The 23,638-nt window shown below is 67.8% G+C and carries 25 protein-coding genes; 15 read left to right on the forward strand and 10 right to left on the reverse strand.

The features are described from left to right. The first annotated feature begins 73 nt into the window (after nucleotides 1-73). Nucleotides 74-1,078, forward strand: coding sequence for a TerC/Alx family metal homeostasis membrane protein (locus RQG77_RS03405; RefSeq protein ID WP_311243428.1), 1,005 nt, complete (start codon nucleotides 74-76; stop codon nucleotides 1,076-1,078). A 12-nt stretch (nucleotides 1,079-1,090) separates the two neighbouring features. Here RQG77_RS03405 and RQG77_RS03410 read toward each other — a convergent pair whose 3' ends face one another. Further along, nucleotides 1,091-1,684 carry an LON peptidase substrate-binding domain-containing protein gene (locus RQG77_RS03410; protein WP_311243429.1) on the reverse strand — a complete coding sequence of 198 codons (594 nt, stop codon included), beginning with the start codon at nucleotides 1,682-1,684 and terminating at the stop codon, nucleotides 1,091-1,093. Nucleotides 1,685-1,771: 87 nt separating this feature from the next. On the opposite strand from RQG77_RS03410, the gene RQG77_RS03415 reads away from it, so the two are divergent. After that, nucleotides 1,772-2,269: a DUF427 domain-containing protein gene (locus RQG77_RS03415; protein ID WP_311243430.1), complete on the forward strand. Its 498-nt coding sequence runs from the start codon at nucleotides 1,772-1,774 to the stop codon at nucleotides 2,267-2,269. A 22-nt stretch (nucleotides 2,270-2,291) separates the two neighbouring features. Here the strand turns inward: RQG77_RS03415 and RQG77_RS03420 are convergent, their stop codons facing one another. Together RQG77_RS03420 and RQG77_RS03425 are read right to left on the reverse strand one after the other, a co-directional pair. Further along, complete coding sequence (locus RQG77_RS03420) at nucleotides 2,292-3,605, reverse strand: LLM class flavin-dependent oxidoreductase (protein WP_311243431.1); 1,314 nt, start codon at nucleotides 3,603-3,605, stop codon at nucleotides 2,292-2,294. Then, nucleotides 3,602-4,897 carry a PLP-dependent transferase gene (locus RQG77_RS03425; protein ID WP_311243432.1) on the reverse strand — a complete coding sequence of 432 codons (1,296 nt, stop codon included), beginning with the start codon at nucleotides 4,895-4,897 and terminating at the stop codon, nucleotides 3,602-3,604. The genes RQG77_RS03420 and RQG77_RS03425 overlap by 4 nt, the downstream gene beginning before the upstream one ends. A gap of 187 nt (nucleotides 4,898-5,084) precedes the next feature. Here RQG77_RS03425 and leuC point away from each other — a divergent pair, with 187 nt between their 5' ends. From leuC to RQG77_RS03455, 6 genes are all read left to right on the forward strand, one after another. Beyond that, nucleotides 5,085-6,536: a 3-isopropylmalate dehydratase large subunit gene (gene leuC / locus RQG77_RS03430; RefSeq protein ID WP_311243433.1), complete on the forward strand. Its 1,452-nt coding sequence runs from the start codon at nucleotides 5,085-5,087 to the stop codon at nucleotides 6,534-6,536. 2 nt (nucleotides 6,537-6,538) lie between these two features. Next, nucleotides 6,539-7,138, forward strand: coding sequence for a 3-isopropylmalate dehydratase small subunit (gene leuD, locus RQG77_RS03435; RefSeq protein WP_311243434.1), 600 nt, complete (start codon nucleotides 6,539-6,541; stop codon nucleotides 7,136-7,138). A 65-nt stretch (nucleotides 7,139-7,203) separates the two neighbouring features. Beyond that, nucleotides 7,204-8,571 carry a UDP-N-acetylglucosamine 1-carboxyvinyltransferase gene (gene murA / locus RQG77_RS03440; RefSeq protein WP_056307987.1) on the forward strand — a complete coding sequence of 456 codons (1,368 nt, stop codon included), beginning with the start codon at nucleotides 7,204-7,206 and terminating at the stop codon, nucleotides 8,569-8,571. Between the two features lie 140 nt (nucleotides 8,572-8,711). After that, nucleotides 8,712-9,332, forward strand: coding sequence for a lysophospholipid acyltransferase family protein (locus tag RQG77_RS03445; protein ID WP_311243435.1), 621 nt, complete (start codon nucleotides 8,712-8,714; stop codon nucleotides 9,330-9,332). Then, the gene (locus RQG77_RS03450) at nucleotides 9,322-10,455 is read left to right on the forward strand and encodes an NAD(P)H-dependent glycerol-3-phosphate dehydrogenase (RefSeq protein WP_311243436.1); all 1,134 of its coding nucleotides are present in this window, start codon (nucleotides 9,322-9,324) and stop codon (nucleotides 10,453-10,455) included. Before RQG77_RS03445 ends, RQG77_RS03450 begins: the two co-directional genes overlap by 11 nt. Continuing rightward, the gene (locus RQG77_RS03455; RefSeq protein WP_311243437.1) at nucleotides 10,361-11,461 is read left to right on the forward strand and encodes a D-alanine--D-alanine ligase family protein; all 1,101 of its coding nucleotides are present in this window, start codon (nucleotides 10,361-10,363) and stop codon (nucleotides 11,459-11,461) included. Before RQG77_RS03450 ends, RQG77_RS03455 begins: the two co-directional genes overlap by 95 nt. On the opposite strand, the gene RQG77_RS03460 is transcribed toward RQG77_RS03455, so the two are convergent. Both RQG77_RS03460 and RQG77_RS03465 read right to left on the reverse strand, forming a co-directional pair. Next, on the reverse strand, nucleotides 11,458-12,096 hold the full coding sequence (locus RQG77_RS03460) for a hypothetical protein (protein ID WP_311243438.1): 639 nt from the start codon (nucleotides 12,094-12,096) through the stop codon (nucleotides 11,458-11,460). The two genes, RQG77_RS03455 and RQG77_RS03460, sit on opposite strands and share 4 nt — an antisense overlap. A gap of 77 nt (nucleotides 12,097-12,173) precedes the next feature. Beyond that, entirely contained in the window at nucleotides 12,174-12,668 is a 495-nt protein-coding gene (locus RQG77_RS03465; RefSeq protein WP_311243439.1) for a DUF3515 family protein, read from the reverse strand. A 23-nt stretch (nucleotides 12,669-12,691) separates the two neighbouring features. Between RQG77_RS03465 and thiL the strand changes: the two genes are divergently transcribed. Further along, the gene (gene thiL, locus RQG77_RS03470; protein ID WP_311243440.1) at nucleotides 12,692-13,687 is read left to right on the forward strand and encodes a thiamine-phosphate kinase; all 996 of its coding nucleotides are present in this window, start codon (nucleotides 12,692-12,694) and stop codon (nucleotides 13,685-13,687) included. Here thiL and rsmD read toward each other — a convergent pair. Beyond that, complete coding sequence (gene rsmD, locus RQG77_RS03475; RefSeq protein WP_311243441.1) at nucleotides 13,657-14,259, reverse strand: 16S rRNA (guanine(966)-N(2))-methyltransferase RsmD; 603 nt, start codon at nucleotides 14,257-14,259, stop codon at nucleotides 13,657-13,659. The genes thiL and rsmD overlap by 31 nt on opposite strands. A 61-nt stretch (nucleotides 14,260-14,320) precedes the next feature. Between rsmD and RQG77_RS03480 the strand changes: the two genes are divergently transcribed. From RQG77_RS03480 to mutM, 6 genes are all read left to right on the forward strand, one after another. Continuing rightward, a complete protein-coding gene (locus RQG77_RS03480; RefSeq protein ID WP_311243442.1) occupies nucleotides 14,321-16,495 on the forward strand; it encodes an ATP-dependent DNA helicase RecG in 2,175 nt (724 codons plus the stop codon). 30 nt (nucleotides 16,496-16,525) lie between these two features. Then, nucleotides 16,526-17,023 carry a pantetheine-phosphate adenylyltransferase gene (coaD, locus tag RQG77_RS03485; RefSeq protein ID WP_259159297.1) on the forward strand — a complete coding sequence of 166 codons (498 nt, stop codon included), beginning with the start codon at nucleotides 16,526-16,528 and terminating at the stop codon, nucleotides 17,021-17,023. An 83-nt stretch (nucleotides 17,024-17,106) separates the two neighbouring features. Beyond that, nucleotides 17,107-17,655 carry a DUF177 domain-containing protein gene (locus RQG77_RS03490; RefSeq protein ID WP_311243472.1) on the forward strand — a complete coding sequence of 183 codons (549 nt, stop codon included), beginning with the start codon at nucleotides 17,107-17,109 and terminating at the stop codon, nucleotides 17,653-17,655. Between the two features lie 2 nt (nucleotides 17,656-17,657). After that, complete coding sequence (rpmF, locus tag RQG77_RS03495; RefSeq protein WP_017830754.1) at nucleotides 17,658-17,867, forward strand: 50S ribosomal protein L32; 210 nt, start codon at nucleotides 17,658-17,660, stop codon at nucleotides 17,865-17,867. Between the two features lie 17 nt (nucleotides 17,868-17,884). After that, on the forward strand, nucleotides 17,885-18,577 hold the full coding sequence (gene rnc, locus RQG77_RS03500) for a ribonuclease III (RefSeq protein ID WP_311243443.1): 693 nt from the start codon (nucleotides 17,885-17,887) through the stop codon (nucleotides 18,575-18,577). Further along, nucleotides 18,570-19,433: a bifunctional DNA-formamidopyrimidine glycosylase/DNA-(apurinic or apyrimidinic site) lyase gene (gene mutM, locus RQG77_RS03505; protein WP_311243444.1), complete on the forward strand. Its 864-nt coding sequence runs from the start codon at nucleotides 18,570-18,572 to the stop codon at nucleotides 19,431-19,433. The genes rnc and mutM overlap by 8 nt, the downstream gene beginning before the upstream one ends. Nucleotides 19,434-19,445: 12 nt before the next feature. On the opposite strand, the gene RQG77_RS03510 is transcribed toward mutM, so the two are convergent. From RQG77_RS03510 to RQG77_RS03525, 4 genes are all read right to left on the reverse strand, one after another. After that, nucleotides 19,446-20,768: a permease gene (locus tag RQG77_RS03510; RefSeq protein WP_311243445.1), complete on the reverse strand. Its 1,323-nt coding sequence runs from the start codon at nucleotides 20,766-20,768 to the stop codon at nucleotides 19,446-19,448. Then, complete coding sequence (locus RQG77_RS03515) at nucleotides 20,765-21,460, reverse strand: ABC transporter ATP-binding protein (RefSeq protein WP_311243446.1); 696 nt, start codon at nucleotides 21,458-21,460, stop codon at nucleotides 20,765-20,767. The genes RQG77_RS03510 and RQG77_RS03515 overlap by 4 nt, the downstream gene beginning before the upstream one ends. 88 nt (nucleotides 21,461-21,548) lie before the next feature. Then, nucleotides 21,549-22,628 carry a GNAT family N-acetyltransferase gene (locus tag RQG77_RS03520; protein WP_311243447.1) on the reverse strand — a complete coding sequence of 360 codons (1,080 nt, stop codon included), beginning with the start codon at nucleotides 22,626-22,628 and terminating at the stop codon, nucleotides 21,549-21,551. Next, on the reverse strand, nucleotides 22,625-23,638 hold a 1,014-nt coding region (locus RQG77_RS03525), incomplete at its 5' end, for a GNAT family N-acetyltransferase (protein WP_311243448.1). The genes RQG77_RS03525 and RQG77_RS03520, both read right to left, overlap by 4 nt.

Consider the following 23,638-nt stretch of genomic DNA (forward strand, 5'->3'; position numbering starts at 1 on the left):
CGTGCGACGCATTCCATGCGTGGGAGAGACTTTCGGCCTTTTTCCGACCCCTCCCGAAAGGTGCAGAGCACCCGTGGAAATTCCTGTCTGGTTCGAGATCACCTCGATGATCGTGCTCACGATCATCCTGATCGGCGACCTGCTCCTGATCCGACTCCGTCCGCACATCCCGTCGACGAAGGAGTCGACGCTGTGGGTCGTGTTCTACGTCGGCCTCGCACTCCTCTTCGCGGTGGTTCTGGGGAACGTGGCGGGGTGGCGCAACGCAGGGGACTTCATCACCGGATGGGCGCTGGAGTACAGCCTCTCGATCGACAATCTGTTCGTGTTCGTGCTCATCATGGCGCAGTTCGCCGTGCCGCGGCGCCTGCAGCAGCAGGTGCTGATGTTCGGCATCATCATCGCGCTTGTCCTGCGCGGAGCGTTCATCCTGGTGGGTGTGGCCGTGATCGAGCACTTCTCGCCGATCTTCTACATCTTCGGCGCCTTCCTCATCTACACCGCGATCAAGCAGGCGATGCCAGAGGGGGAGCACGAAGACGACATCAAGCGTGAGAACTTCATCGTGCGTCTGCTGCGCCGCCGTATCGACATCAGCGAGACCTACGACGGCGCCAGGCTCCGTACGACCGTCGACGGCAAGCGCATGTGGACGCCGATGGTCATCGTGTTCATCACGATCGGCGTCACCGACCTGATCTTCGCGATCGATTCCATCCCCGCGATCTTCGAGATCACGACCAACGGATTCCTCGTCTTCGCGGCGAACATCTTCGCCCTGATGGGTCTCCGTCAGCTCTACTTCCTGCTGGGCGACCTGCTCGATCGCCTGCGCTACCTGCACTACGGCATCGCGGTGATCCTCGGATTCATCGGCATCAAGCTCATCCTGCACGCGCTGCATGAGAACGAGCTGCCGTTCATCAACGGCGGTCAGCACGTCGAGTGGGTGCCCGAAATCGACAACCTCGTCTCTCTCGGCGTCATCGTCGTGTCGATGACGGTCGCGACCGTGGCGAGCCTCATCGCTGCGTCGCGCGAGAAGTCGTCTGCGAAGAAGGCGGCGATCGTCGAGTAGGAGCGGAGCCCCTCACTCAGCCGACCAGAGCAACTCGGCCTCGAGTGTGAGGTCGATGACCTGACGCAGCAGTGCGCCGACGGTCGTCGACCTCAGCAGCACGTGCCGGTCGTACTCTCCGAGCGGCGCGATGGCGGCGAGCTGCCACGACGCCGCGAGCGGGTCGTCCGACAGCTCTGTCTCGGGATCCCACGGCCCCTCGACACGGGCGAGGACGCGCCGCACGATCGCCTCGGCTTCGGTGCGCAGCGGGGCGAGCGCGTCGTTCCAGATCAGCTCCGACAGCGGCGAGACCTCGGCGCGGGGGTAGGGCTCGTCGTCCATCCACTGCTCGACCGTGAAGCGGTCGGTTCCGATGGCGACGATGTGCAGCACGTCGGCATCCGCCGAGACGGTGGCGAGCCTGGCCGTCGTGCCGATGCTGCTTCGGCGATCACCGCCGCCGACCTCGTGACCGCGGTCGATGAGCACGACGCCGAACTGCGGATCGTCCTGATCGAGGAGCTGTCCGATCATCGTCAGATACCGCGGTTCGAACACCCGGAGCAGCAGCGGCGTGTGAGGAAAGAGCACCGAGCCGAGCGGGAACATGGGGAGAGCGACCATGGCCTCAGTCAACACCGCACGCTCTCGTCTGAACAGCATCGATCGATGAGCGGCGCCGAGCGATGGACAGCGCCGTACAGTGAGGATATGCGCAGACCCGACCCGATCACCCCTGCTCCCGGACAGGAATCCGTGTGGGACTATCCTCGTCCGCCGAGGGTCGAGCGGGTGCCCGAGCATGTGACCATCCGACTGGGCGGCGAACTCATCGCCGACACACACGATGCGGTTCGGGTGCTCGAGACGAGTCATCCCCCCGTGTTCTACCTGCCGATCGCCGACTTCGTCGACGGAGCGCTCGCGGATGCCCCTGGCTCGTCGTTCTGCGAGTTCAAGGGAGCTGCCCGGTATTTCGACGTGCGCGGCGGATCCCTCGTGGCTGCGGGAGCGGCCTGGAACTATCCGAATCCCACCGCCGGGTTCGAGGTGCTGGCGGATCGGGTCGCAGTCTATGCAGGCCCGATGGACGAGTGCACGGTCGGGGGCGAGACCGTCGTCCCGCAACCGGGCGGATTCTACGGAGGGTGGGTGACGTCCTCGGTCGTCGGGCCGTTCAAGGGCGTGCCCGGCTCCATGGGCTGGTAGTCGATGCGCTGGCGCCGTTCGCTCAGAACGCGCGCAGATTCGCCTGCAGTCCGCCGTCGACGTACTCACGGCGCAGGATCCCGCGGCGTCGCAGTACCGGCACGAGCTCGTCGAGCGTGCGGTGCAGCGACACGGGATGGAAGTCGCCCCACAGGAGCACGCCGTCGTTGCCCCAGTCGCCGAGTTCCTCGACGAGGTCGGCGAACTCCTCAGCCGTTCCGACGAACCCTGACCGGTCGGCGATTCTCCCGGTGCGGGCGAGAGCCGTAAGATGCGTGCGCAGCGGGGCATCGTCGCCGCGGTCGCCGATCAGCCGCCGGATGCTGCCCTGAGAGACGTGCTCTCCGAAGATCGACCGGTCGAGCGGTCGATCGAGGTCGAGCGCCGTCAGATCTGTCTCGAGATCGCTCGACTGCTTGCGAGCGATCTGCATCAGGGCCGCGTCGTCGGGATGGGCGGATGCGGCGACGATGCGATCCGCCTCTTCCGGCGACGCCGTGATGACCGGCTGGATCGCGAACAGGATGGTGATGTCGGCGGGGGAGCGGCCCGCAGCGATCGCCGCCTCATGGATCTTCGCCCGATAGGCGCGGACCGAGGTCTCGTCCAGCGGCGCGAGTGCGAGCTGCACGTCGGAGTTGGCGCCCGCGAATCCGAGTCCGCGGCCCGAGCCGCCGGGGGAGACGATCGCCGGTTCGCCACCGGTGAAGGGGACGGCGTTCAGGGGGCCGTCGAACGCGAAGTGCTCGCCGCGGTGCCTGACGGCGTGCAGCTTGGATCCGTCGGCGAACACCCCCGTCTCGCGGTCCTGCACGAGCGCGCCCTCGGCCCAGCTGCGCCAGAGCGATCGGATGCCGTCGAGCCACTCCTCGGCGCGGTCGTAGGCGGCGTCGTGGCCGAGCTGGTCCGCGGCGGAGAAATGGCGCGCGCTTCCGGTGTCGGTGACGACGTTGAGCCCGAGCCGGTGCTCGCTGAGGTGCTGCAGCGTCGAGAACTGTCGTGCCGCGGTATAGGGGAGGTATGCCGCGGGGTTGACGGTCGGCACGACCCCGAGATGGCGGGTTGCCTGGAAGAGATAGGGAGCGAGGAGGAGCGGATCGTGCTTCGGGCCGCCGAACGCGTGCCGCACACGCAGGTCGATCGTCTCGACGGATCCGAGAGAGGGCGCATCCTCGATGATGACGAGGTCGAACCCGGCCTGCTCGAGTGTCCGAGCGGCCTCCTGGTAGATCTCGGGACGGGTCCAGTCATAGTCCCAGTCCAGCGACGGGTATCCCCAGCCCTGCGGTCCGAAGCCGCGCGCCAGGAACCAGCCGAAGTGCTGGGGCCTGCTCATACGACGGCCTCCCGTGCGGGCTCGAGCACACGGGTGAGATCCGAGATGAGGTCGGCGACGTCCTCGATCCCGATCGAGAGGCGCAGAGTCCCGGGCCTGACGCCCAGGAGGTCCCGCTCCTCCTGCGTGCGGTGCGCGTGGCTCGTCGTCCCGGGATGCAACACGAGCGAGCGCACATCGCCGATGTGGGTCATGTGTGTGAAGACGTCGACGCTCTCGACGAAGTCGCGCGCCGCGTCGAGTCCGCCGCGGAGCGTGAACGTGAAGATCGAGCCGTGGCCGCCGTGCAGGTACTTCTGGGCGATCGCGTGATCGGGGTGGGTCTCGAGGCCCACGTAGTCGACGCTCTCGACGGCATCCTGTGCCGCCAGCCACCGTGCGACCTGGAGAGCGTTGCGGGACTGGCGCTCGACCCGCAGGCCGAGCGTCTCGGCGCCCTGCCCGATCAGGAAGGCGTTGAGAGGAGACGGCGACGCCCCGAAGCGCGGTGCCACGGATTCGCGCGCATAGGCGATGCGGGCCTTGCCGCCGTGCCGGGAGGCGACGCTCGGAAGACCCCCGCGCCCGGGGAGCACGAGGTGCGGTGCGTTGTGGCCAGCCTTCTCGGCGTCGAAGCGTCCGTCGTCGACGATGACGCCGCCGAGGACGGAGCCGTGGCCGGCGAGGAACTTCGAGGCTGAGTGCACCACGATCGCGGCACCGTGCTCCAGAGGACGCACGAGGAAGGGCGTGGCGAGGGTGTTGTCGACGATGAGTGGGATCGCCGCGTCGTCTGCGACGGCGCTCACGGCGGCGATGTCGAGGATGTCGTTGCGGGCGTTCGCGATCGACTCGGCGAACAGCGCTCTGGTGTTCGGGCGGATGGCGTGTCGCCATGCCTCGGGGTCGCCGATGTCGTCGATGAACGTGGCGTCGATGCCGAGGCGGGCGAGATTGTCGAGCAGGAGCCCGCGGGTGCCCTCGTAGATATGCGTGGACGAGACGATGTGGTCGCCTGCTCCTGCCACCGTCAGGAGTGCGGTGACGACCGCTGCCTGGCCACTGGCGACGAGAACCGCGTCCGCTCCGGACTCGAGCGCGGCGAGCTGGCGTTCGACGGCATGGATCGTGGGATTGCCTGTGCGCGTGTAGCCGAAGCCTGCACCGGTTCCGAAGTGGTTCGCCGCGTGATCGAAATCGTCGAACTCGAAGCCCGCGGTCAGATAGATGGGAGTCGCCCGAGACGATGCGGCACCCTGATTCCTCGCGGCGTGGACGGCCCTGGTGGCGAAGCCGGTGGTGTCGTCGGTCATGCGGGTGCCTCTCGAAGGTGCGGGTGACAGTAGCGTGTCACGCGGCGACTCGGCGCGCTGAAGCGGTGGTAATCTGACGTCATGCGGATCGTGCTCCTTCTTAGCGGCCGCGACGAGACCTCGTTCTGAGCCCCTCCTCGTCGCGGAGTCCATCGTGGGCCGAACCGCCAGCTTCAGGAGACACGCAATGAACATGCCCGCAGCAGACACTGCTCCCGCACGCCGCAGGACCCTCGCCGAGAAGGTCTGGGACGACCACCTCGTCGTCAAGGGCGAGAACGGCGAGCCGGACCTCATCTACATCGATTTGCACCTCGTGCACGAGGTGACGAGCCCGCAGGCCTTCGACGGCCTTCGTTCCGAAGGTCGCCCCCTGCGTCGGCTCGATCTCACGATCGCCACCGAAGACCACAACACCCCGACCTGGGACATCGACAAGCCCATCGCGGACCTCACCAGTCGCACGCAGATCGAAACGCTGCGCCGCAACGCCGCGGAGTTCGGCGTGCGTCTGCACTCGCTCGGCGACGCCGAGCAGGGAATCGTGCACGTCGTCGGCCCGCAGCTCGGGCTCACGATGCCGGGAATCACCGTGGTCTGCGGTGACTCGCACACGTCCACCCACGGCGCTTTCGGGGCCATGGCGTTCGGCATCGGCACGAGCGAGGTCGAGCACGTGATGGCCACCCAGACGCTGCCGCTGAAGCCGTTCAAGACGATGGCGATCAACGTCGAAGGAACCCTGCGTCCCGGTGTCACGGCGAAGGACATCATCCTCGCGGTCATCGCGAAGATCACCACCGGTGGCGGTCAGGGCTACGTCCTCGAGTTCCGCGGCAGTGCGATCCGTGCGCTGTCGATGGAGGGCCGGATGACCATCTGCAACATGTCGATCGAGGCCGGCGCCCGCGCAGGCATGGTCGCCCCCGACGAGACGACCTTCGAGTACCTGAAGGGGCGTCCGCACGCCCCCAAGGGTCAGGACTGGGACGAGGCCGTCGCGTACTGGCGCACGCTCCCCACCGACGAGGGGGCGACGTTCGACGCCGAGGTCTTCATCGACGCCGACGAGCTCGAGCCGTTCGTGACCTGGGGAACCAACCCTGGTCAGGGCAGCTCCCTCTCGGCCGCCGTCCCCGACCCCGCCGAGATCGTCGACCCGAACGAGCGCGCGGCAGCCGAGCGGGCCCTCGAGTACATGGATCTGACACCGGGCACGCCTCTCAAAGAGGTTCCCGTCGACGCGGTCTTCATGGGCTCGTGCACGAACAGCCGCATCGAGGACCTCCGCGCCTTCGCATCGATCGTCGAAGGCAAGAAGAAAGCCGACGGCGTCCGTGTCATGGTCGTTCCCGGCTCCGCCCGTGTGCGGTTGGAGGCCGAGGCCGAAGGGCTCGACAAGATCATCAAGGACTTCGGCGCCGAGTGGCGATTCGCCGGCTGCTCGATGTGTCTCGGGATGAACCCCGACCAGCTCGCTCCGGGGGAGCGCTGCGCGTCGACCTCCAACCGCAACTTCGAGGGCCGACAGGGCAAGGGCGGGCGCACGCACCTGGTGTCCCCGCTGGTCGCTGCGGCGACCGCGATCCGCGGCACGCTCTCGAGCCCCAGCGACCTGAACGAGATGGCGGAGGTCTGACCATGGAGAAGTTCACCACACACACGGGTATCGCCGCTCCGCTGAAGCGATCGAACGTCGACACCGACCAGATCATCCCCGCGGTGTTCCTCAAGCGGGTCACGAAGACCGGATTCGAGGACGCGCTGTTCCACGGCTGGCGCCAGGATCCGGAGTTCGTGCTCAACCAGCCCGTCTTCCAGGGCGCTTCCGTCCTCGTCGCAGGCCCCGATTTCGGCACCGGGTCGAGCCGCGAGCATGCCGTCTGGGCGCTGCGCGACTTCGGCTTCTCGGTGGTCCTGAGCCCGCGTTTCGCGGACATCTTCCGGGGCAACTCGGGCAAGCAGGGACTCCTCGCTGCGACGATCTCTGAAGAGGATCTCGAGCGGATCTGGGCCGAGATCGACCGGAATCCCGGGGCATCCATCACCGTCGACCTCGAGGCGCGCACCGCGTCGATCGGTGAGATCCAGGCTGACATCGGGATCGACGATTACACTAGATGGCGGCTCCTCGAAGGGCTCGATGACATCGGGCTCACGCTGCGCAACGAAGACAAGATCGCGCAGTTCGAGGCCCGTCGCGAGTCGTGGCGGCCCCTGACCCTTCCCGTTCAGCAGTGAACGGCGGGGCGGGGGAGCCGAGGGCGACCCCGCCCCGAATTCCGTTGAATGAAGTGAGGCTCCGAATGACGACACCTGTGCGCGACGCTCTTCCGGACGGAGTTCCCCCACTCACCGGAGACGTCCTCGCCATTCGCGGAGGGCGCCCGCTGCGCGGCCGCGTCGACGTCAAGGGCGCTAAGAACCTCGCGACCAAGGCGATGGTGGCCTCCCTGCTCGGCGAGACCGTCAGCGTGCTGCGCGACGTCCCGGCCATCAGCGACGTCGCGGTCGTCCGCTCGCTGCTCGAGGTCCACGGCGTGCGCGTCTCCGACGGCGATGAGCCCGGTGCACTCGTCTTCGACCCGAGCGACGTCGAGTCCGCTCACTTCGAGGAGATCGACGCCCACGCCGGCGCGTCCCGCATCCCGATCCTCTTCTGCGGACCTCTGCTGCACCGTCTCGGTCAGGCGTTCATCCCCGACCTGGGCGGATGCCGCATCGGCGACCGTCCCATCGACTTCCACCTGGATGCGCTCCGCAAGTTCGGCGCCATCGTCGAGAAGCTGCCCAGTGGGATCCGCCTCTCGACCGGTGGGGCCCGACTGCACGGCGCGAACATCCACCTCCCGTACCCGAGCGTCGGAGCGACCGAGCAGGTGCTGCTCACCGCCGTCCGCGCCGAGGGCACCACGGAGCTTCGCAACGCCGCCATCGAACCCGAGATCATGGACCTGATCGCGGTGCTGCAGAAGATGGGCGCGATCATCTCGTACGAGCCGAACCGCGTCATCCTCATCGAGGGCGTCGAGACGCTTCGTGGATACGACCACCGCTCGATCTTCGACCGCAACGAAGCCGCATCCTGGGCGTCCGCCGCACTCGCCACGGACGGCGAGATCTTCGTGGGCGGGGCGAAGCAGCAGGAGATGCTCACGTTCCTCAACGTGTTCCGCAAGGCCGGCGGATGGTTCGACATCCAGGAGGATGGGATTCTGTTCCGTCGCGACGGCGAGCTCAAGCCGGTCATCGTCGAGACCGACGTGCACCCCGGATTCATGACCGACTGGCAGCAGCCTCTCGTCGTGGCGCTCACTCAGGCCAAGGGCCGTTCGGTCGTGCACGAGACGGTCTACGAGAACCGTCTGGGCTTCACCGAGGCGCTCGTCAAGATGGGCGCGGACATCGTCGTGCACCCCCGCGGACTGCAGGACGGAGCCCGTCGCGTTCCGCGCCGGGACCTCGAGCAGGCCGCGGTCATCACCGGACCCACCCCGCTGCACGCCGCAGACATCGTCGTGCCGGACCTCCGCGGCGGGTACAGCCACGTGATCGCGGCGCTGACAGCTGAGGGCGAGTCGAGGGTGTCCGGAGTCGACATCCTCAGCCGCGGGTACGAGAAGTTCCTCGCCAAGCTCGATGCCGTGGGCGCCGACTTCGACGTCATCCGGTGACGCCGATGGGTTCCCGCTCGACGGAGACCACGCGACCGAGCTTCTTCTGGCCTGTCGCTGCGATCGCCGTGCCCTTGATCTCGCTGGTGGCGAAGGTGCGGATCACGGGGGCTGAGAAGCTCCCCCGTGACGGTGCATACGTGCTCGCACCGAACCATTACTCGGAGTTCGATCCGCTCGTGGTCGCTCTCGCGGTGTGGCGCATCGGTCGGGCTCCACGCTTCATGGCCAAGGAGAGCCTCTTCACGGTGCCCGTGCTCGGGTGGATCCTCCGTCGCACGGGGATGATCCCGGTGGCACGTTCGTCGTCCGCTTCGGCTGCGAAGCAGACGTTGAAACAGTCCGCCGAGCTCGTCGAACACGGGCGGGGCGTGATCGTGTACCCGGAAGGCACACTGACCCGCGATCCCGATCTCTGGCCGATGCGGGGCAAGTCCGGCGCCGTCCGGCTCGCTCTCACCGACGGCATCCCCCTGATCCCGATGGCCCACTGGGGCACCCAGGAGATCATGGGTCGCTACCAGAAGGGGCTGAGCCTCTGGCCGTTGCGCAAGCCCGTCGATGTCATCATCGGTGATCCCGTCGACGTCTCCGACCTTCGGGGACGGGCAGGCGAGGCATCGGCGCTGAACGAGGCGACGAACCGACTGATGAACGCGATCACGGCGCTTCTCGAAGATCTGAGAGACGAGAAGGCGCCCGCCGAGCGCTGGAACCCCTCGACCCACGGACAGAAGGAGACGGGCCGCCTTGACTCCTAAGCGCAACGCTCCCGCAGGACCACGCGTCGCGGTGATCGGTGCCGGCAGCTGGGGCACCACGTTCGGAAAGATCCTCGCCGACGGTGGGGCGCAGGTCACTATGTGGGCTCGCCGCGCCGAACTCGCCCACGAGATCGACGAGGCCAAGCGCAACTCCCGCTATCTGCCCGGCATCAATCTGCCGCGCACGATGGCGGCGACGCATGAGCTGGCGATCGCACTGCGTGACGTCGACCAGGTCTACCTCTCGGTGCCGAGCCAGTCGCTGCGAGAGAACCTGAAAGCCCTGCGTCCGCTGCTGGCCGACAACGATGCCAAGATCGTCAGCCTCATGAAGGGCGTCGAGCGCACCACCGGGCTCCGCATGAGCCAGGTGATCGAACAGGAGCTGCGCTGCGACCCCGACCGTATCGCCGTGGCATCCGGCCCGAACCTCGCTCTCGAGATCGCCCGTGAGCAGCCGACCGCCGCCGTGATCTCCTCCCGCAGCCAGGAGACGGCCGAAGAGGTCGCCAGGGCTGCTCGCAACAGCTACTTCCGCACCTTCGTGAACACCGACGTGATCGGCACGGAGTTCGGCGGGGTGCTGAAGAACCTCATCGCCGTCGCGATCGGAATCGTCGACGGCGTCGGATACGGCGAGAACACGAAGGCGTCGATCATCACGCGCGGTCTCGTCGAGATGACGGACTTCGCGGTCGCGAACGGCGCCCACCCCGAGACCCTGCAGGGTCTCGCGGGCCTCGGCGACCTGATCGCGACCTGCCAGTCGCCGCTCAGCCGAAACAACACCGCCGGGCGCCTGCTCGGCCAGGGATACAGCTTCCAGGACGTCGTGAAGCAGATGCAGCAGACCGCTGAGGGACTCGCGTCCGTCGCGCCGGTGCTGCAGCTCGCCCGCGAATCCGAGGTGGACATGCCCATCGTCGAACAGGTGAAGATGGTGCTCGACGGGAAGATGAACCCGCGCGACATCGCACCCCACCTGACGACGGACGACGACACCCCTCAGGGTGAGAGGACCAACCATGGACAAGCAGACGGTGGTGGTGCTCTTCGGAGGGCGCTCCAGCGAGCATTCGATCAGTTCCGCAACGGCGGGCGGAGTGCTGGGCGCGATTGATCGCGACCGCTACGCGGTGATCCCTGTGGGGATCACCCGTGAGGGTGCATTCGTTCTCGAAGACGACGACCCGGCGAAGTTCCCGCTGGATGCCGCGCATCTTCCCGAGGTGGCGGACAACGGATCCCGCGTGCTCTGGCCCGAGCCCGGCGGAGACCGGACCCTGCGTGTGGTGCGTCCCGACGGCGGAACCGAGACCTTCGGCGAGATCGACATCGTGCTGCCGATCCTGCACGGTCCGCACGGCGAGGACGGCACGATCCAGGGGTACTTCGACACGCTCGAGGTTCCCTACGCCGGCGGTGGCGTGCTCGACTCGGCTCTGTGCATGGACAAGCACTTCATGAAGATCGCGCTGCGTGCCGCTGGGCTCTCCGTGGCTGCCGGACTGACGGTTCGTGCGCGGCAGTGGGCGCAGGACGCGGCCGCCGTCCGGGCTGCCGCCGCGGAGCTCGGACTGCCCCTGTTCGTCAAGCCCGCAAGAGCAGGGTCGAGTGTCGGCGTCTCGAAGGTCGAACAGCCTGACGAGCTCGATGCCGCTCTTGCGATCGCTTTCGCCGAGGACGACAAGGTCCTGATCGAGACCGGCGTGGTCGGCCGCGAGATCGAGGTCGCTGTGCTCGAGGGCGCAGACGGCGTGCGTGCATCGCTCCCGGGCGAGATCGTGCTCACCTCGCGCGGATTCTATGACTTCGAGGGCAAGTACCTCGGTGGCGACGGTGTGGATGTGGTCTGCCCCGCCGAGCTCGAGGAGTCCGAGATCGCCGCGATCCAGGACGCCGCGATCCGCGCGTTCGAGGCCGTGGACGGTCGTGGCCTCGCCCGCGTGGACATGTTCCTCACGCCCTCCGGAGAACTCGTCGTCAACGAGCTGAACACCATGCCGGGGTTCACGCCGATCTCGATGTTCCCGAAGTGCTGGGTCGCGTCTGGCCTCAGCTACGGAGACCTGATCTCCGAGCTGATCGAGGCGGGACTCCGCCGCTTGCGGATAGGCGTCGACTAGCCTGCGTGCGGGGGCTGCGGCGGGTACGTGCCGTTCGTCGGCGCAGCCGGGCCCGCTTGCGGCGGGTACGCGTAGGACCCCGTCGTCGAGTGGTCGGTCGCTGCGACCTGTGCGGTCCGGTCGAGCGCTGTCGGAGCGGGCGCCGCTCGATGGATCAGGGCGACGATGAGCGCGGCCAGCCAGCCCCAGGTGAGTCCCCACGACACACCTGCCGTCGCGATCTGGTAGTACTGCGTCATCGCGTACTCCGCCTGCTCCGTGGGGAGCCTCAGCGCGATGACCACGAGCGGCGCGCGTGCGGCCCCGGCGATGGCGGCCGCGACGATCACAGCACCCCAGGTGCCGAAGAAGACCGCGGCGCCTCGGCCCGGCAGCGAAGCACGAGTGACGGACCGGACGAAGATCCACGTCAGTCCTGTCAGGGCGAGGAGTGCGACGAACATCGCGACGAGGGCCATGGGCTGCGCGTTCGGTCGCAGCGCGAAGCCGATGGGATCTTGCAGGATGAACACGCGGGGGACGTTCGGAAGCCCCCACAACAGGGTGAGATAGCTGATGAAGCTGTTCAGCAGCGCCCCCGCCCCGACCAGGATCGCTGCGACGACGGAGGTTCTGCGTGCGGGGTCGGTGTTCATGCGGCGAGTCTAGGGGCCTCTCGGCAGTGCCTGAGCGGCATGCTCTGCGCGTCGTCGGTTCGCCGGGTGGAGTCCGCTCAGCCCTCGTCGGACTCGTCGGCCGTGGGAACCCGGTCCGTGCAGCGCGCGGTGGCGGGTTCGAGACCGGACTGGATGCTGGTGGAGAGACTCTCGACGACGGTGCGGAAGTCGATCTCCTCACCGCGCCGGATGATCACCTCGACCGCGGGGTCGCGACCGTAGGTCACCAGACGCTGACGCTCCTCCTCCTGGTCGAGGACGAGCCAGTCGACGCTGCCGATCGTGGTGCACACCTCGGTGGACGGCGCTGGGGGCTCGACGCCGCAGCGGAGCACCACGGTCGGATCTCCCCACGCCCCGGTCGCCTGGGCGTCGGTCCAGACGCGGTCGAGGTCCCCGACGGCATCCGGGAGCAGGACGGACACCTCGGCGCACGCGGGATCGTTCGCGTCGTCTGCCGGTTCCAGATGGACGGTGGTGGAGCATCCGGAGAGAGCCGCGACGAGGGCCAGCGAGCCCGCGACGACGGCGAGACGGCGAGAACGGGGCATGCTTCCAGGCTACCTTTGACTGCATGCCCTCCCGACCTCGCGATGACGATCCGACCCTCGGCGACCTGTCCGAGGGGGAGATCCTCGGAGCGATCCTCGCGCGGACCGCGCAGGCCACGCACACGCTGATCGGCCCGGGAGACGACGCGGCGGTGATCGCGGCCCCGTCGGGTTCCGTGGTCGCGACGACGGACACGCTCGTGCACGGACCCGACTTCCGACTCGCGTGGTCGTCGGGGTACGACCTCGGCTGGAAGGCCGCCGCGGTGAACCTCGCCGATATCGCAGCGATGGGGGCGCGACCGACGGCTCTGCTCGTGGCGCTGGCGGTTCCTCGCGACCTGAGGCTCTCTTTCATCGAACGGCTCGCCGACGGGTTCCGCGAGGCGTGCGCCGCTCTCGCTCCCGGGTGCGCGGTCGTCGGAGGCGATCTCACAGTGTCCGACGTGCTCACCGTCGCCGTCACGGCGCTCGGCGACCTCGAAGGACGGCAGCCCGTGACCCGCTCCGGAGCGCGCATCGGCGATGTCGTGGCGGTCGCGGGAGAGCTCGGCCACGCAGCTCGCGGACTCTCGGTGCTCTTCGGCAGGTTCCGCGACGGAGAGAAACCGGTGCCGGTGGATGCGGACGCACTGGCAGCGGGAGAGAGAGCCGCCCTCGATGCGCAGTTGAGGCCGTCACCGCCCATCGGTCTCGGCCCTTTCGCCGCCACGGCCGGCGCCACCGCGATGATGGACATCTCCGACGGGCTCGCTCTCGATGCGCGGCGGATGGCTGCGGCATCCGAGGTCACGATCGCCCTGGACGGCGCTTCGCTGGGCGGAGACCCGCTGCGTGCCCTCGCCGGGGGCGAGGATCACGCCCTGCTCGCGACGTTCCCGCCGGGGGTGCTGCCCCCGGGTTTCCGGATCATCGGTGCGGTCACCCCCAGGGGCGACCATGATCTGCTGGTCGACGGTGATCCCGCCGATGTGTCCGGCTGGGATCCCTATAGAGACTGGGACTCGACGTCGGGCTGAGCGCCGTCTGCGGACTGTGCGGGCTCAGCCCACCACAGCGCTGTGTCGCCGTACGTCTTCTCACGGATCAGGTCGAGTCCTGCCGCGACGAGATCGGGCGGCGTGGAGCGTCGCGCCCGCTCGATGACGACCAGGGCGTCGGGGGAGAGCAGCGGAGCGAGAGCCACGAGGTCGGCGGTCATCGCGTCGTCGTCGATGTCGTAGGGCGGGTCGGAGAACACGAGGTCGTACGGCCCCGTCGCATGCTGCAGAAAGGCTCGCACCGCACTCTGATGCACTCGGGCGGTGGGCAGACCGGCTTTGGCGAGCACGGCGGCATTACGGCGCACGACGGCTGCCGCCTCACGACCCTTCTCGACGAGATCGGCACTCACCGCTCCGCGGCTGAGAGTCTCCAGACCGAGCGCGCCCGATCCGGCGTAGAGGTCGAGGACGCGCGCTCCGGCGATCGCATCCATCGACTCCAGCGCTCCGAAGAGGGACTCGCGCACGCGGTCGCTGGTCGGTCGTGTGCCCGTGTGCGGCACGTCGAGTCGCGCTCCTCGTGCCTTGCCGGCGATGATCCTCGTCACCCGTTCACGATACGACAGCTGCGGCGCACGCCGTGTCCGTGCGGCCTTCTAGACTCGGAGCATGTCGCTCACGCTCGATTCGTCTCTGGAGGAGGCGCTCGGCGTCACCCCGGCGAAGACCCTCGACAGGGCGTTCCGCATGAAGACCGTCGGCGATCTGCTCTCGCACTATCCGCGGCGGTACGCCGATCCTGGCGAGCTGACCCCGATCCGCGAACTCCCTCTCGGTGAGACGGTGACGATCGTCGCCGAGGTGCTGTCCTCCAGTGCCAGGGCCATGCGCAATCGCCGGGGCGCCATGGTCGACGTCGTGATCGGCGACGGCATCGGCAAGATGTCCCTCACCTTTTTCGCGAAGAACCTGGGGGCAGCCAAGTGGCGTTCGGAAGACCTGGCCGTCGGGCGCCGAGGCGTCTTCTCGGGCAAGGTCGGCGAGTTCAACGGCATGACGCAGTTCGCGCACCCCGAATACGAGCTCTTCGATGACGAGGATGCGGCACGGCGTCGGGCCGATGCTCGGGCGGCCGTGCTGATACCCATCTACCCGGCCACGGCGAGCCTGCAGACCTGGCAGGTCGCGAAGTTCATCACGCGCGTGCTCGACGGACTCGGAGAGGTGCCTGAGCCGCTGACCGCCGAGGTCCGCACCAGGGAGGAGCTGTTGACGGCGCGCGAGGCGCTCGAGCAGATCCACCGTCCTCAGACGCGCAACGACATCGATCCGGCTGTCCGCACGCTGCGCATGCACGAGGCGCTCACGCTGCAGACGGCGCTCCTGCAGCAACGCGATGCCGTCAGGGCGCTCTCGGCCACGGCTCGACCGGCCACGCCCGGCGGGCTGCTCGAACGCTTCGACGCCTCGCTGCCTTACGAACTCACCCCGGACCAGCAGACGGTCGGAGCGCAGGTCGCCGCGGACCTCGTCGGATCCTGGCCGATGAACCGGCTCGTGCAGGGCGAGGTCGGCTCGGGAAAGACACTGGTCGCGCTGCGGGCGATGCTGCAGGTCGCCGAGTCCGGGGGACAGGCTGCTCTCATCGCGCCCACCGAGGTGCTCGCAGGGCAGCACCTGCGGTCGATCGCGAAGATGCTCGGACCGCAGCTGGGCCCGCTGGTCATGCCGACGCTGTTGACGGGCCAGATGCCGGCGGCTGAGCGCCGCAAGGCCGCGCTCCGAGTGGCGTCAGGGCAGGCGCTGATCGTCGTCGGCACCCATGCGCTGCTCGGAGAGAAGACGACCTTCGCCGACCTCGGTCTCGTCGTCGTCGACGAGCAGCACCGGTTCGGAGTCGAGCAGCGTGAGGCGCTGCGGGCCAAGGGGTCGAGCCCGCATGCGCTCGTGCTCACCGCGACACCGATCCCGCGCACCGTGGCCATGACCGTTTTCGGCGACCTCGACACCTCGGTGATCCGGACGATGCCGAAGGGGCGAGCGGGAATCGAGTCTTTCGTCGCTCCGTTGGCCGAGCACCCGGGATGGTTCAACAGGGTGTGGGAGCGCGCGGCCGAGGAGATCGCCCAGGGACGCCAGGTGTTCGCAGTGTGCGCCGCGATCGATACGACGAAGAAGACGGCGGAGGCGGGCGAGCAGCCGCTCGTCCAGCCCGAGGGCGCATCCGGTCCCCGGTGGGGCGTTGTGCAGCTCGATGAGGCGCTCGAGACGCACCCGAAGCTGGGTGCTCTGCGAAGGGCGGTCCTGCACGGTCGCATGCCGTCGGACGAGAAGGATGCGATCATGCAGGCCTTCGCCCGCGGCGAGATCGACCTGCTGATCGCGACGACGGTGATCGAGGTCGGAGTGGACGTTCCCAACGCCTCGACGATGATCGTGCTCGACGCCGATCGATTCGGAGTGTCGCAGCTGCACCAGTTGCGTGGCCGTGTCGGACGAGGCGGAGTCCCCGGCCTGTGTCTGCTGGTCACCGAGGCCGAAGCCGGGTCCGTCGCACGCGACCGGGTCGATGCGGTGGCTGCCACCCTCGATGGCTTCGCCCTGGCCGAAGTCGATCTCGATCTGCGCGGTGAAGGCGACGTGCTCGGTTCCGCCCAGGCAGGTGTCCGCTCCTCCCTCAAGCTGCTCCGCGTGGTGAAGGACTCCGGTCTGATCGTCAGGGCGCGCGAACTGGCCGAGGGGATCCTCGCCGCAGATCCGGATCTCGAGGCGAATGCCGGCCTCCGATCGGCGATCGAGCGACGGGTGAGCGACGACGATCGTGCGGCTCTGGCGAAGAACTGACCTGCAGACGACGTGCCCTAGGCTGGTGGCATGAGCAGCCGGATCGCCGTCGTCCCGGGTTCCTTCGACCCGCCGACCCTTGGCCACCTCGACGTCATCCGTCGCGCGGCCAAGCTGTATGACGAGCTCCATGTGCTCGTCGTGCACAACCCGGGCAAAGAGGCGATGCTGCCGATCGCGCAGCGGATGTCGCTGATCGAGCAGTCGATCGCCGAAGAGGGCATCGGCGACAACGTCGTCGTGGGCTCCTGGAGCATGGGCCTGCTGGTCGACTACGCGCGAGACGTCGGTGCAGGGGTCCTGGTCAAGGGGATCCGGTCGCAGATCGACGTCGCCTACGAATCGCCGATGGCGATCGTCAACCGTCACCTCGCCGACATCGAGACCGTCTTCCTGCTGCCCGATCCCGCGCATGCGCTGGTGTCGAGCTCGCTGGTGCGTCAGGTCGCGGGGCTCGGCGGCGATGTCTCACCGTTCGTCCCGCCTGCGGTCGCGGCATTCCTCGATACGGGGTCGCGCGGCATCTGACCTTCCCGGTCGAGTCATCGCGCACAGCGAGGAACCAGCCCCGCACGATGCAGAGCCGGTACCATTGCGGGGTGCGTTCCCGAATGAGTGGCCCTTTCGTCCTCCCCGTCCGCGACATCGTCCGCAAGCCCGGCGAGATGCGCGAGCATGAGTTCTCCGTGACCCTGCGCGAAGCGTGGGGAGAGGGGATCGTGGCGTATGAAGCAGGATCCGAGTTCGACCTGGATGTGCGTCTGGAGTCGGTTCACGAGGGCATCCTCGTGTCCGGAACGGCCGACGCGGAGTACTCCGGAGTGTGCGGAAGATGCCTGATCGACATCGCCCGGCCCGTCGAAGTCGAGTTCCAGGAGCTTTTCGCGTATCCTGGTGAGGAAGAAACTGACTTCGAGGTTCAAGACGACCACGTGGATCTTGAAACTCTAGTCAGGGATGCGGCCGTGTTGTCGCTTCCATTTCAGCCGGTGTGTCAGCCGGATTGCCCCGGGCTCGACCCGGAAACGGGCGAGAGACTGACCGCGAGCACCGGAACGGAGCAGGCCGCTCCCATCGATCCTCGGTGGAGTGCGCTCCAGAACATCACAGACCAAGACGGCACGGAAGAATCTCGTGCCGTCGAGAAAGAAGAGAGCTAGTCATGGCTGGTAACCCCCCGAAGCGCAAGGTATCCCGTTCGAACACCCGCTCGCGCCGTGCGCAGTGGAAGGCGGCGCCCGTCGCGCTCGTCAAGACGATCGAGAACGGACAGGTCGTCTACAGCCGTCCCCACCAGGCGAAGGTCGTCACCGACTCGCAGGGCACCGAGCTGTTCCTCGAGTACAAGGGCCGCAAGGTCGCCGACGTCTGAGTCGCGACTTCACGACTGTGACGAAGGTCCCTGGGGGGACGAGACCTCTCCCAGAGAAGCTCCGCGTCGATATCGACGCGGAGCTTCTGGAGTTGGCACTCACCCATCGCTCCTACGCGTACGAGCACGGCGGGATCCCGCATAACGAACGCCTCGAGTTCCTCGGAGACTCCGTTCTCGGCCAGGCCGTGACCGTGATGCTCTTCACGACCCATCCCGGTCTCGACGAGGGCGAACTCGCCAAACGACGCGCGAGCGTCGTGTCGACGGTCGCTCTCGCGGAAGTCGCTCGAGGCCTCGATCTGGGCAGCCATCTGCTGCTGGGACGCGGAGAAGAGCAGACCGGCGGCCGCAACAAGGACTCGATCCTCGCGGACACGATGGAGGCGGTGATCGGCGCGACCTACCTGTCGGCAGGTCCCGATGCCGCCACCGACCTCGTGCTGCGACTGACCGAGCCGTTGCTCGCCGACCCCGAGCGGTACGGCGCTGCCATGGACCCCAAGACGAGTCTTCAGGAGCTGGCCGCGAAACTCGGAGCGACTCCGCCCGCATATTCGATCGAGGCGAGCGGCCCCGACCACGATCGCCGTTTCGTCGCCACCGTCGCGGTCGGCGACCTCGCGATGACCGGCAAAGGCAGCAGTAAGAAGACGGCCGAGATGGCGGCGGCGCTCAGCGCCTGGCGCTTCCTCAACGAGCGTGCCTGAGCTCCCTGAGGTCGAGGTCGTCCGTGTGGGACTCGCTCCCGCCGCGATCGGTTCCGTCGTCACGGCGGTCACCGTCCTCGACGAGCGCGCGCTGACGCGCCATGCTGCGGGGCCTGCCGACTTCGTCGCCCGTCTCGAAGGGCGCAGCTTCACCGATGCCTCCCGTCGAGGCAAGTTCCTCTGGCTTCCGCTCGATTCCGATGGCGCCGCTCTGATCGCCCACCTCGGGATGAGCGGTCAGATGCTGCTCCGCGCTGCGGATGCCCCAGCAGAGCGGCACGAGCGGATCCGGATGAACATCGAGCATCCTCGTCACGGTGAGCTCGCGATCGTCTTCGCCGACCAGCGTACGTTCGGGTCACTCGCGGTCGACCGACTCGTGCTCGACGGGCCGACTCCGGTGCCCACTCAGGTCGCGCACATCGCTCGCGACCCGATGGACCCCCACTTCGACGACACCGGGTTCCTCCTCGCGCTGCTGCGGCGCGGGAGTGCGATCAAGCGGGTGCTCCTCGACCAGCAGGTCATCAGCGGCGTCGGCAACATCTATGCCGACGAGTCGCTCTGGGCGGCGCGCATCCATCCGGAGACGCCGGCGAGCTCGCTCTCCGCGCAGGCGGCGAAACGCCTCCTCATCGAGGTCCGAACGGTCCTCGCCAAGGCTCTCGCCGAGGGCGGCACCAGCTTCGATGCCCAGTACGTGAACGTGAACGGCCAGGCGGGCTACTTCGCGCACTCGCTCAACGCCTACGGTCGTGGCGGGCAGCCGTGCCCTCGGTGCGGTGGACTCATCAGGCGTGAGGCGTTCATGAACCGATCGAGTCACTACTGCCCCCGGTGCCAGCGCCGGCGCTGACCGACCGTGCTCTCAGGCCGCGTGGAAGGACTGCGCGAGCAGCGGCCTGGTGACACGGGTGCTCGTCCAGACCACGGCGATGCCCACACTCACGACGACCGCGATCGTCAGCAGCGACTCGGGTGCGGTGATGAGAGCGATGCCCAGCAGCGGGAAGACCAGCACCGCAGCGCAGAGCGCCGAACCGAGTGCGGTGATCAGCAGAGGCGACATGATCGCCCTTCTCCGTGCGCTGTCGACGGTCTCCAGCGGCATCCCGAGGTGGTGCAGGCTCCGGTGCAGGTCGCGCTGATCCAGTATCGATGCCGCCTGGTTCACTCCGACCGATGCGGCGACCATGAGGAACGAGGCGACGAGGGTGATGAGAAGGCCGGTGCGCATGTCGACCGCGAGAGCGGCATCCGCGCCGTCGAGCCCCTCGCTGCCCATCACGTTCATCAGAGAGACGCCGGTTCCGGCGAACACCGCCATGAAGCTGGCCATCGCGATTCCACTCACTTGGCGCCATGCGGCTTTCGGAGAGTCGAGCACCATCCGCGCTGCGAGCAGCCGGTCCGCCCTCTCGGCGCGCCGCAGCTGACGGGATGCGACGACCTTGAGCACCCACGGGCCGATCACATTGAGGATCGCCAGAGCGACCGCGAACAGGACCGCCAGCACGACGATGGTGGTCGTGAAGCCCGCGATCGAGGGGAAGATCTTCACGAGGACGAAGACGATCGCTATCACCGAGACGCCGATGATCGCGCGGAACCAGTGCACGGACGAGGTGGTCGTGCGAAGCCGCACGCCGAGAGGCGAGATGATCACCCTCCGGAGTCCGAGTGCGGCGCTGCCGGCGGCGACGAGCAGGATTGCACCGACGACCGCAAAGACGCCGACCGGTGGCAGCAGCACTGCGTCGAGACCGAGCGCCGCTCCACGGAATGGGATGAGTCCGATGAGGGGAGAGATCGCGAGATACGCGACGATCCCCACGAGCGCACCCACGGCCGCGACGAGGACGGACTCGATCACGGTGGCCACGCTCACCCCGAGCGGAGTGACGCCGAGAAGGCGGAGGGTCGACAACCGCTCGTCCCGTCTGCGCGCGGAGAGCCGGGCCGCGGCACCGCCAAGGTTCGCGAGGGGGACGACCAGGAGCACCAGTGCGATGGCGGCGAGGGCTTGATACAGAGGACCGTAGCCGTCGGTCCAGGTCCAGAACGACTGCGCTCCGCCCACGACGGTGAGCACCAGAGCCGTGACGATCGCGAAGGCAGTGGCGGGGAGGGCGATCACAGCGGTCTGCCCCTTGGCAGGGCGGAGCAGGAGACCGAGCACCGACGTGTTCATGCCTGCACCGCCGACGTCGTGATCTGGCCGTCGCGGACCGAGACGATTCTCGAGCAGCGCGCCGCGACCTCCGGATCATGGGTGACGACGAGCAGCGTCCGGCCCTGTCCGGTGGTCGACCAGAGTAGCGCGTTCATCACGTCCTGCGACGTGTGGGAATCCAGCGCGCCGGTCGGCTCGTCGGCGAACACGAGGTCGGCGCCGGTGGCCTGGGCGCGAGCGATTGCGACGCGCTGCGCCTGCCCGCCCGACAGCTCACCGATCCGTCGATCCTCCATGCCCGCGAGCCCGAGAGCGGCGAGCCATGACGCCGCGTGCGCCACGGCATCCGCCCGTTTCACTCCGTTGATCATCGAGGCCAGCGCGACGTTCTCCACGGCGGTGAGCTCGGGGATCAGCAGGCCCTGCTGGAAGACGAACCCGAACCGCTCTCGTCGCAGCCGCGACCGTGCGGATTCGCCGAGGCCGGCGAGCTCGACCGGGCCGCCGGTGGAGGGCTGGAAGCTCACCGTGCCGGTGTCGGGGGTGATGATCCCAGCGAGCACGTGGAGGAGCGTGGTCTTCCCCGATCCGGATGCGCCCATGATCGCCACGGACTCGCCACGATGGATGGCGAGATCCACTCCGGCGAGTGCGCGAGTGCTGCCGTAGGACTTCGTGAGGGATCGGGCTTCGAGGACGGATGCGTTCATGCTTCCAGCCTCGCGGGAGGCTCCGATCGGTGCATCGGCCCGGCGGATGATCCCCGCCGAGCCGCATACACCGATCGGATGATCTCCGTCAGATCCGCTTCTGCCAGGCACCCGCGTAGGAGACCGCGGTGAACCCGATCGCCTCGTTGATGCCGAGCATCGGACGGTTCTCCTCGGCGTTGAACGTCGAGACCACCGGGGAGAGGGGCATCAGCTCGCGCCAGTGCAGGAGATTGGCGCACTTGACGAGTGCTCCGAGGCGGTGCCCCCTGTGCTCGCTCGAGACGAGCGTGCCGAGCTGATGCGTCACCCCCGTGCGGTCCGACGCGATCAGGAGTTCGTTGTAGGCGACGAGGTCACCGGTCGGGATGTGCTGCACCGCGACGACCGACAGCGCCTGACCGGCACCGGTGAGACGCTTCTCGCGTCGGACGACGCGCTCGGCGTTCCAGACCTCGGCGACGAAGTCCATCTCGCCGCTCGGTGCATCCGTCGAGAGACGGGCGAGGATCGCCGCGTAGCCCTCGCGGTGTTCGGGCGGCGTCGGAGCGAGCCACTGCAGCACTCGATAGTCGGGTCCTGCCGCGGTCTGCGCGGTCTCCATCGCCTCGCGGAGGGGAGCGGGGTCCGAGCGCAGATCGAATTCGCTGTTGCGCTCGACCTGTTCGAACTCGTAACCACGCGCTTCGAGGGCGTCGGAGAGCGGGATCGCAGGGATGCGACCCCATCCGGTTCGCGGAACGATCATCCGCTCGCCCTCGACCGGTCGGTGGAGCGTCCAGATCTGCACGAGTGAGCGACCGTGCGCGTGTGCCTCCGTCTCCGCAAGCGAGAGCAGGGCATCCTCGACGCCGCGTCCCCAGTGACGCTCCGGCACCATCAGGTCGACTTCCGCCGCGTGGGCGTCCTCCTCCTGCGCGTAGTCGATCGTGATCATCCCCACGATCTCGTCTCCGAGGCGTGCGACGAACCCGGTGTGCAGGGTGTCGGTGCTGTCCTGCCACCCGGCCAGCAGCTGTGCGGCGTCGGGCGCGATGTCGGGCAGGCCGACCAGTTCATCGCAGATCTGGCGATTGAGGTCCCCGTAGGCGCGGAAGTCCGCGCCGTCGGCATCGTCCAGTGATTTCGGGACGGTCAGCGCAGAGATCGTCAGCGCGATGGTCGTCATGTCAGTTCCCTCTTCCAGGCGCCTTCATAGGCGATGGCGGTGAAGCCCATGGCTTCGTTGATGGAGAGCATGGGGCGGTTCTCCTCGGCGTTGTACGTGATCACGTCGCCGGATTGCGGAGCGACATCGCCCCAGGCGAGAAGGGCGGCGCACTTCACGAGCTGCCCGAGGCGGTGCCCACGGTGCTCGACCAGTACGAGAGTGTCGTGCTGGTGCGTGGTCGCGGTGAGGTCCGGGCCGATTCCGAGTTCAGTGAAGGCGGTCAGCTCACCGGTGGGGATGTGCTGGGCGACCGTGACCTGCATGGTCTGGCCCATCTCCTCGATGCGCTTCTCGCCGTCGATCAGACGCCGGGCGTCCCAGGCCTCCTCATCTGTCTCGAGATCGCCTGACGGAGCGTCCGTCGACATGCGCGATTTCAGCCACGCGTAGCCGTCGATGTGCTCGGCCGGGGTGGGAAGCCCCCACTGGACCACGCGGTAGTCCGTCGAGAACGCGCGGGCCTCCTCGTACAGTGCTCGCGCGCGATCGAGAGTCTCGGTTGTGACATCGAGACGACTCACGCGGTACACCTGCTCGAGGGTGAAGCCGTGACGGGTGAGGAATCGTGCGACGTGGTCATCCGGCACACTGCCGAAGCCGGTGCGTGCCTCGAGCCGTGGACCGTCGCTCGCCGGCTGCTCCGTCCAGTTCTGGATGACGGTGCGACCGTGCTCCCGCGCGACGGCCTCGATGTGAGGCACGACGGCCGTGCCGATCCCGCGCCCCCAGACCCGTGGATGGATCTCGATCGACGCGATCGCCACTCGCGATCCCTCCTCATGGGGGATGTCGACGACGGCGCGGCCGACCGTCTCGTCACCGACTCTGACGGCCCACACCACGGTGGTGCGCTCCTTGCGGGAACGCAGCAGAGGCAGCAGCGCCTCGGGTGTGAGGTCCTGCTCGGTGCGGCCGGTGAGCTCGCGGTAGACGGCGTTGCGGACGCGGGCGAGTTCGCGGAACTCGCC

This window comes from Microbacterium sp. WCS2018Hpa-23 (assembly GCF_031843845.1).
Taxonomy (GTDB): domain Bacteria; phylum Actinomycetota; class Actinomycetes; order Actinomycetales; family Microbacteriaceae; genus Microbacterium.